The sequence below is a fragment of the Aquicoccus porphyridii genome (genome assembly GCF_008369105.1).
GTDB lineage: Bacteria > Pseudomonadota > Alphaproteobacteria > Rhodobacterales > Rhodobacteraceae > Aquicoccus > Aquicoccus porphyridii.
The window spans coordinates 125,150-142,441 of record NZ_VINQ01000004.1 but is presented as its reverse complement, the minus strand read 5'-3'; the positions used below and the strand labels follow the sequence as shown (position 1 = coordinate 142,441).

19 protein-coding genes are annotated in these 17,292 nt (G+C 64.4%); 11 read left to right on the top strand and 8 right to left on the bottom strand.

From position 1 onward, the window contains the following. The first annotated feature begins 50 nt into the window (after positions 1 to 50). Together nrdR and ribD are read left to right on the top strand one after the other, a co-directional pair. Positions 51 to 518: a transcriptional regulator NrdR gene (gene nrdR, locus FLO80_RS07835; protein ID WP_111365382.1), complete on the top strand. Its 468-nt coding sequence runs from the start codon at positions 51 to 53 to the stop codon at positions 516 to 518. After that, positions 515 to 1,609, top strand: coding sequence for a bifunctional diaminohydroxyphosphoribosylaminopyrimidine deaminase/5-amino-6-(5-phosphoribosylamino)uracil reductase RibD (gene ribD, locus FLO80_RS07830; protein WP_281286973.1), 1,095 nt, complete (start codon positions 515 to 517; stop codon positions 1,607 to 1,609). The genes nrdR and ribD overlap by 4 nt, the downstream gene beginning before the upstream one ends. A gap of 17 nt (positions 1,610 to 1,626) precedes the next feature. Here the strand turns inward: ribD and FLO80_RS07825 are convergent, their stop codons facing one another. The 3 genes from FLO80_RS07825 to FLO80_RS07815 all read right to left on the bottom strand — a co-directional run bounded on the left by FLO80_RS07825 (position 1,627) and on the right by FLO80_RS07815 (position 6,185). Beyond that, positions 1,627 to 3,633, bottom strand: a complete 2,007-nt coding sequence (locus FLO80_RS07825) for a capsule polysaccharide biogenesis protein (protein ID WP_111365380.1) — start codon at positions 3,631 to 3,633, stop codon at positions 1,627 to 1,629. A 3-nt stretch (positions 3,634 to 3,636) separates the two neighbouring features. Next, positions 3,637 to 4,779: a polysaccharide biosynthesis/export family protein gene (locus tag FLO80_RS07820; RefSeq protein ID WP_111365378.1), complete on the bottom strand. Its 1,143-nt coding sequence runs from the start codon at positions 4,777 to 4,779 to the stop codon at positions 3,637 to 3,639. Between the two features lie 113 nt (positions 4,780 to 4,892). Beyond that, complete coding sequence (locus FLO80_RS07815) at positions 4,893 to 6,185, bottom strand: capsule polysaccharide biogenesis protein (protein ID WP_111365376.1); 1,293 nt, start codon at positions 6,183 to 6,185, stop codon at positions 4,893 to 4,895. A 148-nt stretch (positions 6,186 to 6,333) separates the two neighbouring features. Between FLO80_RS07815 and FLO80_RS07810 the strand changes: the two genes are divergently transcribed. The 5 genes from FLO80_RS07810 (at position 6,334) to nusB (ending at position 10,228) form a co-directional block, all read left to right on the top strand. After that, a complete protein-coding gene (locus FLO80_RS07810; RefSeq protein WP_111365374.1) occupies positions 6,334 to 6,921 on the top strand; it encodes a riboflavin synthase in 588 nt (195 codons plus the stop codon). A gap of 113 nt (positions 6,922 to 7,034) precedes the next feature. Next, positions 7,035 to 8,006 (top strand): MBL fold metallo-hydrolase, encoded by a 972-nt coding sequence (locus FLO80_RS07805; RefSeq protein ID WP_111365372.1) that lies wholly within the window; start codon positions 7,035 to 7,037, stop codon positions 8,004 to 8,006. Between the two features lie 78 nt (positions 8,007 to 8,084). Then, the gene (gene ribB, locus FLO80_RS07800) at positions 8,085 to 9,215 is read left to right on the top strand and encodes a 3,4-dihydroxy-2-butanone-4-phosphate synthase (protein WP_111365370.1); all 1,131 of its coding nucleotides are present in this window, start codon (positions 8,085 to 8,087) and stop codon (positions 9,213 to 9,215) included. 3 nt (positions 9,216 to 9,218) lie between these two features. Continuing rightward, positions 9,219 to 9,764 carry a 6,7-dimethyl-8-ribityllumazine synthase gene (locus tag FLO80_RS07795; RefSeq protein ID WP_111365367.1) on the top strand — a complete coding sequence of 182 codons (546 nt, stop codon included), beginning with the start codon at positions 9,219 to 9,221 and terminating at the stop codon, positions 9,762 to 9,764. After that, positions 9,761 to 10,228 (top strand): transcription antitermination factor NusB, encoded by a 468-nt coding sequence (gene nusB, locus FLO80_RS07790; protein ID WP_111365365.1) that lies wholly within the window; start codon positions 9,761 to 9,763, stop codon positions 10,226 to 10,228. The genes FLO80_RS07795 and nusB overlap by 4 nt, the downstream gene beginning before the upstream one ends. 29 nt (positions 10,229 to 10,257) lie before the next feature. Here nusB and FLO80_RS07785 read toward each other — a convergent pair whose 3' ends face one another. Continuing rightward, complete coding sequence (locus FLO80_RS07785; RefSeq protein WP_111365363.1) at positions 10,258 to 11,259, bottom strand: polyprenyl synthetase family protein; 1,002 nt, start codon at positions 11,257 to 11,259, stop codon at positions 10,258 to 10,260. 53 nt (positions 11,260 to 11,312) lie between these two features. Between FLO80_RS07785 and FLO80_RS07780 the strand changes: the two genes are divergently transcribed. From FLO80_RS07780 to FLO80_RS07770, 3 genes are all read left to right on the top strand, one after another. Beyond that, positions 11,313 to 11,528, top strand: coding sequence for a putative signal transducing protein (locus tag FLO80_RS07780; protein WP_111365360.1), 216 nt, complete (start codon positions 11,313 to 11,315; stop codon positions 11,526 to 11,528). Further along, positions 11,521 to 12,273: a tRNA1(Val) (adenine(37)-N6)-methyltransferase gene (locus FLO80_RS07775; RefSeq protein ID WP_246156608.1), complete on the top strand. Its 753-nt coding sequence runs from the start codon at positions 11,521 to 11,523 to the stop codon at positions 12,271 to 12,273. Before FLO80_RS07780 ends, FLO80_RS07775 begins: the two co-directional genes overlap by 8 nt. 113 nt (positions 12,274 to 12,386) lie before the next feature. Next, positions 12,387 to 12,560, top strand: coding sequence for a YdcH family protein (locus tag FLO80_RS07770; RefSeq protein ID WP_111365356.1), 174 nt, complete (start codon positions 12,387 to 12,389; stop codon positions 12,558 to 12,560). A gap of 3 nt (positions 12,561 to 12,563) precedes the next feature. Here FLO80_RS07770 and yddG read toward each other — a convergent pair whose 3' ends face one another. The 4 genes from yddG to FLO80_RS07750 all read right to left on the bottom strand — a co-directional run bounded on the left by yddG (position 12,564) and on the right by FLO80_RS07750 (position 16,591). Continuing rightward, on the bottom strand, positions 12,564 to 13,424 hold the full coding sequence (gene yddG, locus FLO80_RS07765; RefSeq protein WP_111365353.1) for an aromatic amino acid exporter YddG: 861 nt from the start codon (positions 13,422 to 13,424) through the stop codon (positions 12,564 to 12,566). A gap of 70 nt (positions 13,425 to 13,494) precedes the next feature. Beyond that, positions 13,495 to 14,217 carry an acetoacetyl-CoA reductase gene (gene phbB, locus FLO80_RS07760; protein ID WP_111365350.1) on the bottom strand — a complete coding sequence of 241 codons (723 nt, stop codon included), beginning with the start codon at positions 14,215 to 14,217 and terminating at the stop codon, positions 13,495 to 13,497. Between the two features lie 187 nt (positions 14,218 to 14,404). After that, positions 14,405 to 15,580 (bottom strand): acetyl-CoA C-acetyltransferase, encoded by a 1,176-nt coding sequence (locus tag FLO80_RS07755; RefSeq protein ID WP_111365347.1) that lies wholly within the window; start codon positions 15,578 to 15,580, stop codon positions 14,405 to 14,407. Between the two features lie 168 nt (positions 15,581 to 15,748). Then, positions 15,749 to 16,591, bottom strand: a complete 843-nt coding sequence (locus FLO80_RS07750) for an EAL domain-containing protein (protein ID WP_111365345.1) — start codon at positions 16,589 to 16,591, stop codon at positions 15,749 to 15,751. Between the two features lie 119 nt (positions 16,592 to 16,710). Between FLO80_RS07750 and FLO80_RS07745 the strand changes: the two genes are divergently transcribed. Further along, on the top strand, positions 16,711 to 17,289 hold the full coding sequence (locus FLO80_RS07745) for a DNA-3-methyladenine glycosylase I (RefSeq protein WP_111365342.1): 579 nt from the start codon (positions 16,711 to 16,713) through the stop codon (positions 17,287 to 17,289). The last annotated feature ends 3 nt before the right edge of the window (positions 17,290 to 17,292 follow it).

Here is a 17,292-nt window from a genome sequence, read left to right as displayed (position 1 = left end):
GGGGCGTGAACCCCAGACCGAGGCAGAGACAAGAATGAAGGGGAACGGCGATGCGCTGCCCGTTTTGTGGGAACATCGATACACAGGTCAAGGATTCGCGGCCCGCGGAAGATCATGTATCCATTCGCCGACGACGGTTCTGCCCGGCCTGTGGCGGCCGCTTCACCACCTATGAGCGGGTGCAACTGCGCGATCTCGTGGTGATCAAATCGAACGGGCGGCGCGAGGATTTCGACCGTGAAAAGCTCGAACGCTCGATCCGCATCTCGATGCAGAAACGCCCCGTTGACCCCGAGCGGATCGACCAGATGATTTCGGGCATCGTGCGGCGGCTGGAAAGCATGGGCGAGACCGATATCCCCTCCAAGGTGATCGGCGAGATCGTGATGGAGACGCTGGCCCGGATCGATACCGTGGCCTATGTGCGGTTTGCCAGCGTTTACAAGAATTTCCAGGCCGCAGACGATTTCGACAAGTTCGTCAGTGAATTACGCCCAGGGGTGAAACCGGAAGAGTGAGCGACACCGACACACGCTTCATGGCGCTGGCGCTGTCGCTCGGACGGCGCGGGCGGGGTCGGACATGGCCCAACCCGGCCGTGGGCTGCGTGATCGTGCGCGACGGGCGGATCGTCGGTCGCGGCTGGACCGCGCCGGGCGGGCGGCCGCACGCCGAACCTCAAGCGCTGGCACAGGCCGGTGCGGCGGCGCGCGGGGCCACGGCCTATGTCTCGCTCGAACCCTGCGCGCATCACGGCCAGACCCCGCCCTGTTCCGAGGCGCTGATCGACGCCGGGATCGCCCGCGTCGTGGCCCCCCTGAAAGACAGCGACCCGCGCGTGGCGGGGCAGGGCTTCGCCATGCTGCGCGCCGCGGGTGTGTCGGTCACCACCGGTGTCATGGCCGACGAGGCGGGGCACGATCACGCCGGGTTTTTCCTGCGCACCGAACAGGGGCGGCCTTTCGTGACGCTCAAGCTCGCGTCGAGCCTCGATGGCCGCATCGCCACCGCGACGGGCGAAAGCCAATGGATCACCGGCCCCGACGCCCGGCGCATGGTGCATGCGATGCGCGCGTGTCATGACGCGGTCATGGTCGGCGGGGGTACGGCGCGGGCCGACGATCCCTCGTTGACCGTGCGCGATATCGGCACGACGCATCAGCCGGTGCGCGTCGTGGTGTCCCGCCGTCTCGACCTTCCGCTGATGAGCCGCCTTGCCCTCACCGCGCGCGATGTGCCGCTGTGGCTGGCGCATGGCCCGGATGCCGACCCGGCCCTGCACGAGGCATGGACGGGGATCGGCGCGCGCCTGATTGCCTGTGACCTGTCCGGGCGACAGCTCGACATTGCCTCCGTGCTGCGCGCGCTTGGGGATCAGGGCCTGACCCGGGTGCTGTGCGAAGGCGGCGGGGCGCTCGCCGCCTCACTTCTGGCGGCCGACCTGGTGGATGAGTTGGTGATCTTCTCCGCCGGGATGGCCCTCGGCGCCGAAGGATTACCGTCGATCGGGGCGATGGGGCTGGCCCGGCTGGGCGAGGCCCCGCGATTTGAGCGGGTCGAAACCCGCGCCGTCGGCGCCGATATCCTGCACCGCTGGCGCCGGATCTGATTGATGACGCGTGGCAGTCAGCGCCAAAGCGGCGCGAGGCCCGCGAAAAGCCCCTGAAGCTTGGACAATGCGCGGTTGGCCGGACCGGGATGCGGAATCTCGCCCGAGGCCAGCCGTCCGACGGCGGTTTCCACCGGACAGGGCAGGCCGCTCACCGGATCGAAATAGCGCGGATAGTCGATCAAGGCGGCATGCACGAGCCCCTCCAGCGTCGGTCGCGCCGTGCGCCGCGCCGGGATGTCGCCCCGGTCCAGCGTCAGCCCCCAGCCCGCATAAAAGGGCGCGCCCGTGACCGTCACCCGGACCCCGCGCAAAAGCGCCTCGAACCCCAGGAGCGAAGTCATGGTCCAGACCTCCTGAACCTCGCCGAGAAGGGCCAGCGGATCGGCCCGCTCCAACACCGTGTCGGCCAGCCCGCCCGCATCAATCGCACCGACGCGCAGACCCGCTTCGACATCGGGATGGGGCTTGTAAAGGATCACCGCCTCGGGGTTGGCGGCACGAACAGCCTCCAATAACGCGAGATTGGTGCATATCACGCCCGCGCCCAGCCGGATCGAGGCGTCATCCTCGACCTGCCCGGGCACGAGAATGCGATGCCCGGCGGGAAGCACCGGTGCCGCACCACCGAGATTGTACTTGTTGACCCGCTCCGACACGAGCCGCGCGATAAGCCGCCTTGCGCGGTCCCTCTGATCCGGGCGCAGGGTGGCGCGCGCCGCGATCAGCCGTTCCAGCCTGCTTTCCCGCGTCGGGTCATAGTAGATCCCCAACTGGTCACAGACGAGAGAAAGCGGCGGGATCAACTCGGCCCCGAGGCCCCTAGAGCGCAGGAATCCGTCTTCGACCCGCACCGCGTCACCAGCATTGCCCAAGCTGCCCCAGACCATCCGCCGCCGCCCGTCGCCCGGTTTTGCCCGAAAGGTCATCGGCCTGTGCCGCCCGAAGAATTGCTGAAACGGTCGCCGTTTCCACAGGCGAATCCCCTCGCCAGACCAACCATGGCGGTCCTCGCGCCATTCGCGCGCCTGCGCCTCGGCGGTGGCGATCACCTCTTCAAGGTCGCACAGCCGGTCGTCGCAGGGATCATACCAGAGCGGATGCAGGATCATCGCCGCCGCGAAAAGCTGTGCCCGCGTGAGGGTGCGTGCGCGCCGGGGCAGGGGGTGCGGGTTGCGATCGTCGGTCAATCCCCACCCGGCATAGAATGGCTGACCAAAGACCACCGGCCTGTGCCCCGCCAGCATCGCCTCGAACCCCATCTGGCTCGACACGGTATAAACCGCCACTGCCCCCTCGAAGAGAGTCCAGGGGCTGACTGCTTCGGTGAACAGGGCCACGCGGTCCCCGTTATCGTCGGGGCCGAAATACCCCTTGCGAAACCCCTGTTCGGTCTCGGGGTGGGTCTTGATCAAGATCCGTGCGCCGGGATTGTCTTCTTGCGCGTAGTAAAGCATCTCGCGGAACGTGTTGGCGTCGGCCTGCCCATGGGTGACGCTGGCATCGCCTCGGGTCTGGTCGATCACCAGAACATAACCCGGATCGGGCGGGGGCATGTCGGGATCAAAGGCGAAATACTTGCTCAGATGCGCCTCTTGCAGGCGGGCCATCGCGCCGCGCGCGCGGTCGAGCAGCGCGGTATCGTCCAGCGGATGGGTGGCCAGCAGATCTTCGAGATCCGAAGGGGCCGAGGCGTCGAAATGCACGCCGCCCCTGCGGTCGATCATCAACCCAAACGGCGCCTCGCCCGCCCGCCCCGGAAACAGCGAACGCAGAAACGCATCCTCGATCCGCACAAGCCCCGCGCCCGTGGCCCGCGCCACCGCCTCGCCGCGCGCGGCATAGGGTGAACGCCCCCAGACCGCGATCAGGTCATCGGCACCGGGTTTGCCAAGCTTGAGGTCATAGCCCGCAAGCGCGATGATCCGCCGCACACGTCGCTGGCGCAGGAACCCGGCGTTGTAATAATAAAGCTGCCGGGGTCTGGATGCCCCGGCAGCTTTGTCCGTTCCAGACTCGGGCAAGGCTCAGCCGCCGAGCGTGTCGATACCCGAGCTGGCCGTGCCAACCGACCCGAGCGTGCCGGTCACGGCCGAGATCACCTTGTTCCACTGGGTGAACGGCGCCTCGGTGACATAAAGCGTGTCGCCGTCGCGAATGCTGAAATCACGCGCAAGGAACATGCCGTTCGGCTGCGTCAGGTCGAGAACATAGACCATCCGCTGCGCGCCCTGAAGATCGTCCCGTGCCAGCACCGTATTGGCGATTTCGTCGGGTTCGTTGCGGAAGACAAAGACGCCCGTGGGGTCCGAACTGGCCGTCAGAAGCCCGCCCACCTGTGCAAGGGCCTCGACCGCGCTCAGCGTCTGGCTCTCGAAGGTGACGCGGTTTTGCGAGCCGGTCGCGCCGAGCGCGGTAAACGAGCGTCTGTCCTCTTCGACGAGAATCCGGTCGCCACCGCGCAGTGCGATGTCGAAATCCGGGTGTTGATACAGGTCCTGGAACCAGATTTTCGAGCGCATGTTGCCGCGGATCACCGTGATCTGCGCGATCTCGGGCTCGATGGTAATGCCGCCCGCGCGCGCCAGCATGGTCGAAAGCGTTCGGGTCGGGCGTTCGATGGCAAAGACACCCTGACCACCCACGGCACCCACGATGCTGACGGTCGACCCGTCACCGGCCACGCGGCGCACCTGGACCTGCGGGTCCGGGGTCTGGTCGGCCAGTTTGCGGGTGATGATGCCGCGGATCGCTTCGGGCGTGTTGCCGGCGGCGCGGATGCGCCCGGCATAGGGGACAAAGACAAACCCCGCGCCATCGACCTGGACCTCTTCGAGAATGGTCGAATTTGCGGTCTCTCCGGCCAAAAGCCCGTCATCCACGTTTTCCCAGATCGTCAGACCCAGCGTGTCGCCCGGCTGAATCGTGTCAGAGCCGACAACGCCCGCCCGCTTGAACTCTTCGGTGAATCCCAGCGCGGGCACCACGCCGGTGGCGCGCGTGACGCGGTCATTCACCGCGACGACAAAGGCGTCGCCGCTGCGCTGAACCGATCCCTCGAAAATCTCGCGTTTGTTGGGGCCCACGCGCGGCAGACCACAGGATGCCACGACCGCAAGGGCCGCGATCAGGGCGACGGTCCGCGCCCAACGGGATGTATGGGGTTTCACTGCTCGGTCTCCTCGACCCGTTTTTTCTGCCTCGTCATCAACGCTTTGCGCGCTGTTATTCACGTAAACCTACCCGATCTTGCGATAAAAATAAAGGCTAGGGCTTGTATGCGTCAGTTTACCAGACGCAACTGTTGCCTCGGGGCCGCGGTGCCAAGGCGCAAGGCGTCATAGGGATCTTCGGGGGCTAGCATCATGTCCACGACCATGCGCATCAATTGTCGCCGACCTCGCGCCGAATAAAATCCCCCCGCCACCTGGCTGGTTTCCAGAAGGTAACGGCGGTAATCCTGATAGGCCTTGCGGTCCGGTCGGCTGGCCCCGGCGAAAAACGCCGGCAGCGGCTGGGTCGAGACGAACTCGGGCTTGTCATAAACCGCCCGGCCGAACACCTTGATCGGAATGCCGCGCCAAAGCACCTGTTGCGCGGCGGTTGAATTCACCGTCACGGCACTTCTCGCATCGCCCAGAAGCTGGGCAAGCTTGCCACCGCGCACATAATGCACCCTGCGCTCCACGCCCAGCGCCCGCGCCATGCGGCGGATTTCACGGCGCAGCGGCACCCGCCCGTCTTCGAGCGGATGCGCCTTGAAGACAAGATGATGATGCCCGGGCGCGCCTTCGGCAAACCCACGGATCACCACGTCGAGAAACTCGGTCATGGTCGAAAACGGGGAATGGGTCTGGAAGCTTGAATCATGTTCAAGCTGCAACAGCGCAAGATGATAGGGAAAACCGCCCCAGCGGATGCGCAACGTTGCCAGGTGCCGTTCGCCCGCCAGCACCGGCATGAGCAGCAGGCGCTTGAGATAGAGCTGGAATTCCTTGGTCACGGGCAGATCGCGATGGGCGCGGAAATTGCGGTAATCGCCGTTTCGGAACATCACGAAGAAATGGTAGAGCGCGCCATAGAAGACATGCTGGCGCATATCGCCCCATCTGGCGGGCGGCAGGGGCGCATCCATGTCCGATTGTGCCAGCACCGCGCGCATTTCCGCCACGCTCATCTGCATCAGCCGCGAGTTTCCGTTGGTACCGCCGCGTTCGTAGGTCACCCAGTAGGGGCGCATGTAACCTTCTTCAAAGACATGCACGACAAGCCCCATCTCGCGGGCCTGCGCCACGGCTTGGGCATGGATGCGCCGGGCATCGCCGTAAAGCACGATATCGGTGATGCCCTTGTCGCGAATGAGGCTGGCCAAGGTGTCGGGCCAGTCGTCCGGCGTGCCGCGATAGGGGATATAACATGCCGGATCGAACCAGAACGCACGATCGCCCGCGTTGAACCCCACGCGCCAGATCTCGGCCCCGGCCAGCCGCAGCATCTTGCCCAGCCGGTGAAAAAACGGCCCGTGCGGACCCTGCAGAAACAAGAAGGCGCGGCCTTTGCCCGTAATCGTGGTCATGGTTCTCACATGGCTTGGTATCGGTCCGCTCCTCGCTAACAGCAGGGGTTGGCCAAAATATGGCTCCGACATGGCAGGAAGGACAGGGATTTCTTGCACATCTCTTCCCCGCGCACTAGGTGAAATGCAAACGGAATGGGGGCTCGTCATGTTCACTGGCATCGTGACCGACATCGGCAAGATCCGCGCACTCGAACAGCGCGGCGACCTGCGCGCGCGCGTCGCGACGGGGTATGACACGGCGACGGTCGACATCGGCGCCTCGATCGCCTGCGACGGGGTGTGTCTCACCGTGATCGCGCTGGGCGAGGACTGGTTCGATGTCGAGATCAGCGCCGAAACCGTTTCAAAAACCAACCTGGGTGGCTGGCAGGTGGGGCACCGTATCAACCTCGAACGCGCGCTCAAGGTCGGGGACGAACTCGGCGGGCATATCGTTTCGGGCCATGTCGATGGCGTGGCCGAAATCGTGGCGGTAGAGGATGAAGGCGACAGCACCCGCGTGCAGTTTCGCGCACCCGAGGCGCTGGCCCGGTTCATCGCGCCCAAGGGATCGATCGCGCTCAACGGCACGTCGCTCACCGTGAACGAGGTCGAGGGCTGCACCTTCGGGATCAACTTCATCCCCCATACCAAGACCGCCACCACATGGGGCGATGCGAAACTGGGCGATCACGTGAACCTCGAAATCGACACGTTGGCGCGCTACGTCGCCCGGCTGCGCGATTTCGCCTGACTGGCGACCGTGCTCCGGGTCGGACTCCGACCTTCTATAACATATTCTAATTTATTGTTGCGTTGCCGGTTTTAGGCTTCATACTTGGCCCCCAATGAAAAGGGAGGCCTACCATGACACTCATCCGTCCGAACCGCCGTGATCTGCTCAGACTCGCTGCAATTGCGCCGGCCTTCGCGCTGCCTGCCACTGCACGGGCCACGTTGGGTGGGCCGACCGGGCCGAACCCGGGGCATTTCCGCTTTACCCTTGGCGAGGCGCGAATGACGGTCCTCTCGGATGGTTTCTTTGGCCAGCCTGCCGCGGGTCTCGGCGTCAACGCGCCCGAGGGCGAAGTCGCGGCGTTTCTCGAAGCGCATTACCTCAACCCGGCCGAAAACTATGCCCATACCAATCACCTGCTCGTCGAACTGGGCGATGCCAAGGTCCTGGTCGATGTCGGCTCGGGCTCGCGCTTTCTCGACACGACCGGGCGGCTGCTGGCCAACATGGAGGCCGCGGGCATCGACCCTTCCTCGATCACCCATGTCTTCATCACCCACGCCCACCCCGATCATATCTGGGGCATCCGCGACGATTTCGACGAGGCGCTCTTTCCCGACGCCGCTTATTTCATCGGCGAGGCCGAACACGCCTACTGGATGCAGGATGACCTCGTGAACCAGGTCGCCCCCGAGGAGCAGCAATTCGTTCTGGGCGCGGTCAATTCGATCAATGTCGACGGGGCCGAATGGAATTTCGTGAAAGACGGCGACGAGATCGCGCCCGGCATTTCCGTGATGAACAGCTTTGGCCACACCGCCGGCCACATGGCGCTGCGCGTCGAATCGGCGGGGCAGCAACTCATCGCCGTGGGCGACGCGCTGACCCATGGATGGCTCAACTTCGCGCATCCCGAGTGGTATAACGATATCGACGCCGATCCCGAAACCACCGTGGCCAGCCGCCGCGCGATCCTCGACATGGCGGCCAGCGACGGCATTGCCCTTCTGGGCTATCACTTCCCCTTCCCGGGGGCGGGCCATGTCGTCCGCGACGGCGACGCCTACCGTTTCATCCCGGCGTTGTGGCAATTCGGAGGGTAATACGCCCGCGCCTGACGTTCGGATGCTCTGGCCAACCGTTTCGCCCTGCGCTAACAGGCAGGGCGAAAGGGGATACCCATGTCAACGAGCTTTGAACAACCCGGAAGTGTCGAAGCATCCCTGAAGGATGCGATCACGCCGATCGAGGACATCATCGACGGCGCGAGGCAAGGCGAGATGTATATCCTCGTCGATCACGAGGACCGCGAGAACGAGGGCGACCTGATCATCCCGGCCGAGTTCGCCACGCCCGAGGCGGTGAATTTCATGGCCACCCATGGCCGCGGCCTGATCTGCCTGCCGATGACATCCGAGCGGATCGACCGGCTTGGCCTGCCGATGATGGCGGTCAACAATTCAAGCCGGATGGAAACCGCCTTTACCGTCTCGATCGAGGCCCGCGAAGGCGTGACCACCGGGATTTCCGCCGCCGACCGCGCGCTGACCATCGCCACCGCGATCAACGAACAGAACACGATGGCCTCGCTCGCCACGCCGGGCCATGTCTTCCCGCTCCGCGCCCGCAGTGGCGGGGTTCTGGTGCGCGCCGGTCATACCGAGGCGTCGGTCGACATTTCGCGGCTCGCCGGGCTCAACCCCTCGGCGGTGATCTGCGAGATCATGAACGACGACGGCACCATGGCCCGCCTGCCCGAACTCATCGAATTCGCGCGCGAACACGGGCTGAAAATCGGCACGATTTCCGATCTCATCGCCTATCGCCACAAGCACGACAACCTCGTGCGCGAAAGCCGGACACAGACGGTCACGTCGGAACATGGCGGCGACTGGCTGATGCGGGTCTTTACCGATGAGATCACCGGCACCGAACATGTGGCGCTGATCAAGGGCGACATCACCACGCCGGAACCCGTGCTGGTGCGCGCCCATGCGGTGAACGAGCTTGAGGATATCCTTGGCCTTGGCCCGGGTCCGTCCGATGAATTGCCCCGCGCGATGAAGCTCATCGCCGACGAGGGTCGCGGCGCGGTGCTGCTTTTCCGCGAACCGCATCCAAGGCTCGATTTCGGCGAGGGCGACCAGGGCCCCAAGATCGTGAAACGCACCGGTCTCGGGTCACAGATCATGGCGACGCTGGGCCTGAGCGAGCTTGTCCTGCTCACCGATTCGCCCAGCACGCGCTATCTTGGCATCGACGCCTACGGGCTTTCGATCACGGGCACCCGCCCGATTCACGAAGGAGCCTGAACCATGGCCGAATCCCACTACACCCTGCCGCGCGCCGAACTGGACAAGCCCGCGAAACTGCTGATCGTCACGGCGCCCTTCTATCGCGATATCGCCGATCACCTGATCGCCGGTGCCACGACCGAGATCGAGGCCAGCGGCGCCACGCACGAGATCGTCGAAGTGCCCGGCGCGCTTGAAATCGCCACCGCCATCGGCATTGCTGAGCGGTTGTCGAATTTCGACGGGTATGTCGCGCTCGGCTGTGTCATCCGGGGCGAGACCACCCACTATGAGACCGTCTGCAACGACAGCTCCCGCGCGCTGACCCTGCTGGGGCTCCAGGGGCTGTGCATCGGCAACGGCATCCTCACGGTCGAGAACCACGACCAGGCCGAGGCCCGCGCCAATCCCGAAAAGATGAACAAGGGGGCAGGGGCGGCCGCGGCGGCCTTGCATCTCATCGCGCTCGGCCGTAAGTGGGGCGGCGCCCGCAAAGGGGTCGGTTTCATCCCCGACTCCGAAGACTACCAGATCGCGGGCAAAGCCAAGGATACCCCCACAGGATGACGCTCTCGGGCAATCAGAAACGCAAGATGAAATCGGCTGCACGGCTCTACGCGGTACAGGCGCTGTTCCAGATGGAACATTCCGGCCAGACGGTCGAATCGGTCATCCACGAATTCGAGGAATACCGCTTTGGTGCCGATTATGACGACGGTGAACTGGTCGAGGGCGACGCGGAGCATTTCCGCTTCCTGATGCAGACGGCCGTCAACTACCAGGCGTCGATCGACCAGTTGACCGACCGAGCGCTGGTGGCGAAATGGCCCATCGCCCGGATCGACCCGACCTTGCGCGCGCTCTTTCGCGCGGCCGGGGTTGAGCTGACCCACGGCGATACGCCGCCCCGGGTTGCGATCAACGAATATGTCGACGTGGCGCGTGCCTTCTTTCCCGAGGGAAAAGAGCCGCAATTCGTCAATGCCGTTCTGGATCACATGGCCCGCGAAGCGAAACCCGACGTGTTCTGAGGCCAGGGTCCGGCCAGCCAGGAAACCACTCAGGAAATCCGCGCCACCACGTAATCGGCAAGGTCGCGCAGCATGTCGCGCAATTCATGCGCGGGCAGCATGTCGATGGATGTCTTGGCCTTTTCCGCCCACATCAGTGCATCCGCCCGCGTGGCCTCGAGCGCGCCATGCCGCTGCAAAAGCGCAATGGCGTGATCGAGATCACCATCGCGCTGCTCGCCCTTTTCGATGACCCGTCGCCAAAACGCGCGCTCCGCGTCATCGGCCAGTGCCACCGCCTTGATCACCGGCAGCGTCAGCTTGCGTTCGCGGAAATCGTCACCGACATTCTTGCCCGTCGCCGCCGCATCGCCTGCGTAATCCAGAAGGTCATCGACGATCTGAAAGGCGACCCCCAACGCATCGCCATAATCGTAAAGCGCGCGCACCTCATCGTCGGGCGCGCCCGCGATCACGCCGCCCACCTCGGTCGCCGCCGAGAACAGCGCGGCGGTCTTGCCACGCACCACTTGCAGGTAAACCGCTTCATCCGTCGCGAGATCCTGCGCCGCGGTCAATTGCAGCACCTCGCCCTCGGCAATCGTCGCCGAGGCATTGGCGAGGATGTCCAGAACCCTGAGCGATCCGGCCTCGACCATCAACTGGAACGAGCGTGAAAACAGGTAATCCCCGACCAGAACACTCGACTTGTTGTCCCACAAGAGGTTCGCCGTGGGGCGCCCGCGGCGTTGTGCGCTCTCGTCCACGACATCGTCATGCAAAAGCGTCGCGGTGTGGATAAACTCGACCGTGGCCGCCAGATGCACGGCATAGGGGCCGTCATAGCCGCACAATTCCGCCGTCGCGAGGGTCAGCATCGGGCGCAACCGCTTGCCGCCCGCCTCGACCAGATGCGCGGTCACCTCGGGGATACGCGGCGCATGTCGGCTCGCCATCCGCTCACGGATCAGGGCGTTTACAGCCTCCATGCCCGCGCCCAGATGCGCGGCAAGCCTTTCATGCGGTTTCCGGACCACCTGATCCACGGACATCACCCCCGTTGCATCCCTCGACAAGACCCGATCCATGCCCTTATGTCATCCCCATGAAACAGCTTTTGCGCACAAATGATCCGACCGTGATCGCCTTCGCCACCGCACTGCTTCAGGGCGAGGGTATAACCGCCTTTGAAATGGACGTAAACATGAGCGTGCTTGAGGGGTCCATCGGCATATTGCCGCGGCGCCTGATGGTGGCGGATCGGGATTTCGACCGCGCCAAGCGGGCGCTGCGGGACAATGACATCGAAACCGATGGATGATCTGACCCGCGACCGGTTTCTCGGTGGCCGGCTTGAGCTCTGGCAACCGCGCCGGGGCTATCGCGCGGGCGTCGATCCGGTCCTGCTGGCGGCGGCGGTCAACACCAAGCCGGGTCAATCGGTGCTCGACATGGGCTGCGGCGTCGGGGCCGCGGCGCTGTGCCTTGGGCGTCGCGTGGCGGATCTTTCGCTCACGGGCCTTGAAATCCAGCCCGATTATGCCGCGCTCGCCCGGCGCAATGCCGATGAAAACGCGATACCGTTCGAGGTGATCGAGGGCGACCTTGCCAGCATGCCCGCCCCGCTCAGGGCGCGGCAATTCGACCATGTCATCATGAACCCGCCCTATTTCGACCGCGCCACCGGCACCGCGGCCGAAGAGGCCAGCCGCGAGATCGCGCTGGGCGGGCCAACACCGCTTTCGCTCTGGATCGAACAGGCCGCCCGGCGCCTTGCGCCACGGGGCTTTCTCCACGTCATCCAGCGCGCCGACCGGCTGCCCGACCTGCTGACGGCGGCGCAGGCCGGGCTCGGCTCGCTCCGGCTCCTGCCGCTGATTCCCCGCCCCGGGCGCGACAGCCAACTGGTGATCCTGCGCGCCCGCAAGGGGGGACGAGCGGCTTTCCGCCTCCATGCGGGTCTCGTGCTGCATGACAGCGCCAGTCATGATGGCGATCGGGAAAATTACAGCGAAACAATCCGTTCGGTCCTGCGCGATGGCGCCGCCCTGCCTTTTCCGCGCTGAAATCGAACCTATATCTAATAATGTATCCTCGAACCGGATACGGATCATGCGTGACAGGTCGCTGGTTTTGTGCTGCACTTGTCACGTGGCTTTTACAGGAGAGGAGACTGCCAATGAGCGTGAGTTCGCATGTCGAGGAACTGAAAAAGAAACATCAAACCCTCTCGAACAAGGTCGAAGAGCTCCAGCGTTTGCCCAGCGCATCGGACGCCGAGATTGCCGAACTGAAAAAGCAGAAACTGCGGATCAAGGAAGAGATTTCCCGCCTCGACGTGGCGGCGGAATGATCCTCACCCTTTGAGGCTGGCGCGCGCGGCCAATGCCGCGCCGCCGGTGATGAGGGCGGCGGATATCGCCAATGTCCAGCTTGGCGTCGCGACGCCGGCGAGCACCAGTATCAGCGTGGAAAACAATGGCGCGGCATAGGATGCAACGCCCAGAAGTTGGATATCGCCACGCTTGACCCCGATATCCCAGACATAAAACGCCAGGCCCACCGGCCCCAGCCCCAACCCCAGAACCGACATCCAGCCCAGCGCATCGACGGGCCAGACCGTCCTTTCCAGCGCGAGATGCAGCCCTGCCGACAGGATCGCGGTCGCGAGACAGAAGATGGCCACCGTCTCGGTCGGCGCATGGCCAAGCCGCCGCGACAGCACGGAATACCCCGACCATGTCAAGGCACAGCCCAGTGCCAGCAGATAGCCCGGCAAGGCACCCGTGGCAAACCCGAGACCACCCCCGATGATCAGCGCCGCCCCGGCAAACCCCATGAGCGCGCCGATGAAATGCCCCGCCCTCAACCGCTCGCCCGGCAACAGCCCCGACATCAGCACGATCAGCAAGGGCCAGAGATAGGCAATCAGCCCGGCCTCGGCAGGCGGGGCCAGTCGCAGGGCGCTGAAATACAGCGCGTGATAGCCGAAAAGCCCAAGCGTGCCAAAGACATAGACACGCCAGCCCACGCCGCGAAGCTTGCCCCAGCCACCCGTGGCATGGGTCCAGATCACGCCGATGACCCCGGCCACGGCAAAGGACATCGCGTTCAAGAGCAGGGGGGGAACCGGCGCGCTGCCCACCGTGAAAAGCGCCAGAAGCGCCCACAACAGCACCGCGCCAAAGCCGATGCCCGTCGCCTTTGCCCTGGTCATCAATGTCCCTCCGAATCGAAATGGGCCGCGCCCCTCGGCGCGGCCCATTCAAACCTGCGCGTGTCGGAAGTTACACGAAAAACTGTCCGCCATTGGCCGAAATGGTCGAGCCGTTGATGAATCCGGAATCCTCCGAGGCCAGGAACACGACACAGCGCGCAATCTCCTCGGGTTCGCCCAATCGCCCGACCGGGATCTGCGCGATGATCTGTTCGCGCACCTTCTCGGGCACCGCCATCACCATGTCGGTGCCGATATAGCCCGGGCAGATCGCGTTGGCGGTGATACCGGCGCGCGCGCCCTCCTGTGCCAGCGACTTGATGATGCCCAGATCGCCCGCCTTGGTGGCGGCATAGTTGGTTTGCGCGAATTGCCCCTTCTGCCCGTTGATCGAGGAGATCACGATCACCCGCCCGAACTTGCGCTCGCGCATGCCGGGCCAGACCGGATGCACGGTGTTGAACACGCCGGTGAGGTTGGTGTCGATCACCTCGTGCCATTGCTCCGGTGTCATCTTGTGGAACGGCGCGTCGCGGGTGATCCCGGCATTGGCAACCACCACGTCGATCGGGCCAAGATCGGCCTCGACCTGTGCAATGCCGGCCTTCGATTCGTCGTAATCGGCCACGTTCCATTTATAGGTCTTGATCCCGGTCTCGTCCGAGAACTTGGCCGCCGCCTCGTCATTGCCCGCATAGGTGGCGGCAACGTCATAGCCCTCCGCCTTCAGGGCTTTCGAAATGGCGGCCCCGATGCCGCGCGATCCGCCCGTGACCAATGCCGTCTTTCCCATGGTGTCTCCTCCAGAATTATTGGTGCGTTGGTAACTCTGTTACGCAAATAATATGTGACGCGCAATAATGTTGCGCCAAGAAACCGCCGCACTGCGGCAGTTTTTCACGGGCGGGCCAGAATTTGCCCCAAAAGAAGAAAGGGCGCTCGATCAGCGCCCTTTCCATGATCCAGTCGCAGTCAGGCCCTCAGACCCGTTCGATGCACATGGCCACGCCCATGCCGCCACCGATACAGAGCGTCGCCAGACCCTTCTTGGCGTCGCGCCGCTGCATCTCGAACAAGAGCGTGTTGAGGATACGCGCACCCGACGCGCCGATCGGGTGACCGATGGCAATCGCGCCGCCATTCACGTTCACGATGGCGGGGTCCCATCCCATGTCCTTGTTGACCGCACAGGCCTGCGCGGCAAAGGCTTCATTGGCTTCCACAAGGTCGAGATCCTCGGGCTTCCATCCCGCCTTTTCCAGCGCCTTGCGGCTGGCAAAGATCGGGCCCGCGCCCATGATCGACGGGTCGAGCCCCACCGTCGCGTAAGAGGCGATGCGCGCCAGCGGTGCGATCCCGCGCTTCTCGGCATTGTCGGCACTCATCAGCAGAACGCCCGCCGCCCCGTCGTTCAACCCGCTGGCATTCGCCGCGGTCACGCTGCCATCCTTGGTAAAGGCCGGGCGCAGTTTCTGCATGGCCTCCATGGTCGCGCCGTGGCGGATATACTCATCGCCGTCCACCACGATGTCGCCCTTGCGGGTCTTGACCGTGAAGGGCACGATCTCGTCGGCGAATTTCCCGGCCTTTTGCGCGGCTTCGGCCTTGTTCTGGCTGGCGACGGCGAACTCGTCCTGCATGTCGCGGTTGATCTGCCATTTCTCGGCCACGTTCTCGGCGGTCTGGCCCATGTGATAGCCGTTGAACGCATCCCACAACCCGTCACGGATCATGCTGTCGATATACTTGACATCGCCCATCTTGGTGCCCGCGCGCAGATGCGCCACATGGGGTGAAAGGCTCATGCTTTCCTGTCCGCCGGCGGCGACGATATCGGCATCGCCCAACTGGATATGTTGTGCCCCCAGCGCCACAGCGCGCAGGCCCGAACCACAGACCTGGTTGATGCCCCAGGCCGCGCTCTCGATGGGCAGGCCCGCGTTGACATGGGCCTGGCGCGCCGGGTTCTGGCCCTGGCCGGCGGTCAGAACCTGGCCCAGGATCGTCTCGCTCACCTCGGATTTGTCGATGCCCGCGCGCTCGACGATGGCCTGCAGAACGGTGGCGCCGAGGTCATGGGCAGGTGTGTTGGCGAAAGAGCCGTTGAACGAACCGACGGCGGTGCGTGCGGCCGAAGCAATAACGACATTGGTCATGGGCGTGGTCCTCTTCCCTTGGATGGGTCGGGGATATGGGGAACGCTCCCCAAGGGTTCAGTGTCGCCCCGACCGGGTTCGGACCTTGCATAGCCGATCTGCCGCACTGCGGCAACTGCCGGTATGCCGCGGCATGCGTCGACCGGCGCACCACCCCCGAACACCCGGTCAGGCACTTGCGCGGCGCCCCTCGGGGTGCTGCCATGGCTTTTGCACCGTGGGGGCGGCAAAGTAGTAGCCTTGCAGGCAATCCACCCCGATTTCGGTCAGGTAGGCGGCATCCGCGGCATTCTCGACAAACTCCGCCACGGTGAACATGTCGAATTGCCGGGCCACCGAAACCAGCGCGCGAGTCAGCACCTGGTTGTCGGGATCGGCATGGATACCGCGGATGAACTGCCCGTCGATCTTGAGAATGTCGAAATAGAAATCCCGCAGATAGCGAAACGATGTCTGCCCGGCGCCGAAATCGTCGAGCGCGAAACTGACGCCCTTCTGCTGGATACGGGCCATGAACCCGGTGACGAGCTCGGGCACCGTCATCGCCGAGCTTTCGGTGATTTCAAGGATCAGCCGCTCTCCCACCGTGGGGTCGCGCTTCAATCCGTGGCGCAGCGCGCGCATCCACGGCTCATACCCGATCGAGCGCGCCGACATGTTGATCGAAAGCCGCAGGGCGGGTTCCTCGGCCAGTGCGCGCAATCCCTTTTCAAGCGCGATGCAATCGAGGATGCGGCCGGTTTCCATCTCCTCCACGCGGGTAATGAACTCACGCGCGGGAATGATTCGCCCGGTCTCGTCCTGCACCCGAATGAGCGCCTCGTAAAAGGCGACGCGCTCGGGATGTTGTGCCTGAACCACCGGCTGATAGGCCAGCATCACCCGCTTGCGCCGCACCGCCTCTTCGACCATCTGCATGACCGACCGGTCGCGCGCGGTGACCGCATAGCTGAGCGGGTCTTCGTGCCCGGGCGGAATATCGGCCAGTATCTTGCGGGTGTGGCGCGGCATGCGGACCTCCCTGCGTGCAAGTGTTTCATCCATGTGCAGGTTTGCGCCACATTTGCTAAGACCGGGTTAAATGCCGCATTTTCGGCGAATCCACGGGAAAAAGGGCAGGAGGGCAAGCCATGGAACGATGCGGTTGGGCAGGACCGGACGAGATCTATCTCGACTATCACGACACCGAATGGGGCGTGCCCGAATGGGACAGCCGCGCGCTCTGGGAAAAACTCGTCCTCGACGGGTTCCAGGCCGGGCTGAGCTGGATCACGATCCTGAAAAAGCGCGACAATTTCCGCGCGGCCTTTCACGGCTTCGACCCCCGGATCATCGCCGACTGGGGTGAATCCGACGTCGCGCGGCTCCTGTCCGATCCCGGCATCATCCGCCATCGCGGCAAGATCGAGGCCACGATCACCAACGCCCGGGCCTGGGCCGAGATCGAGGCACAGGGCGGCTTTGACCGTTTCCTGTGGTCCTATGTTGACGGCGCGCCGATCCAGAACCGATGGGCAAGCCAGGCCGAGGTGCCCGCCGAAACCCCGCTGTCACGGCAGATTTCCAGGGATCTGAAAAAGGCGGGGTTCAAATTCTGCGGCCCGACCATCACCTATGCCTTCATGGAGGCGGTGGGCATGGTCAACGACCACCTCGTGACCTGCCCGCGCCACGCGCCCTGCGCCGCACTTGGCCGGGTCGGACCATGACAC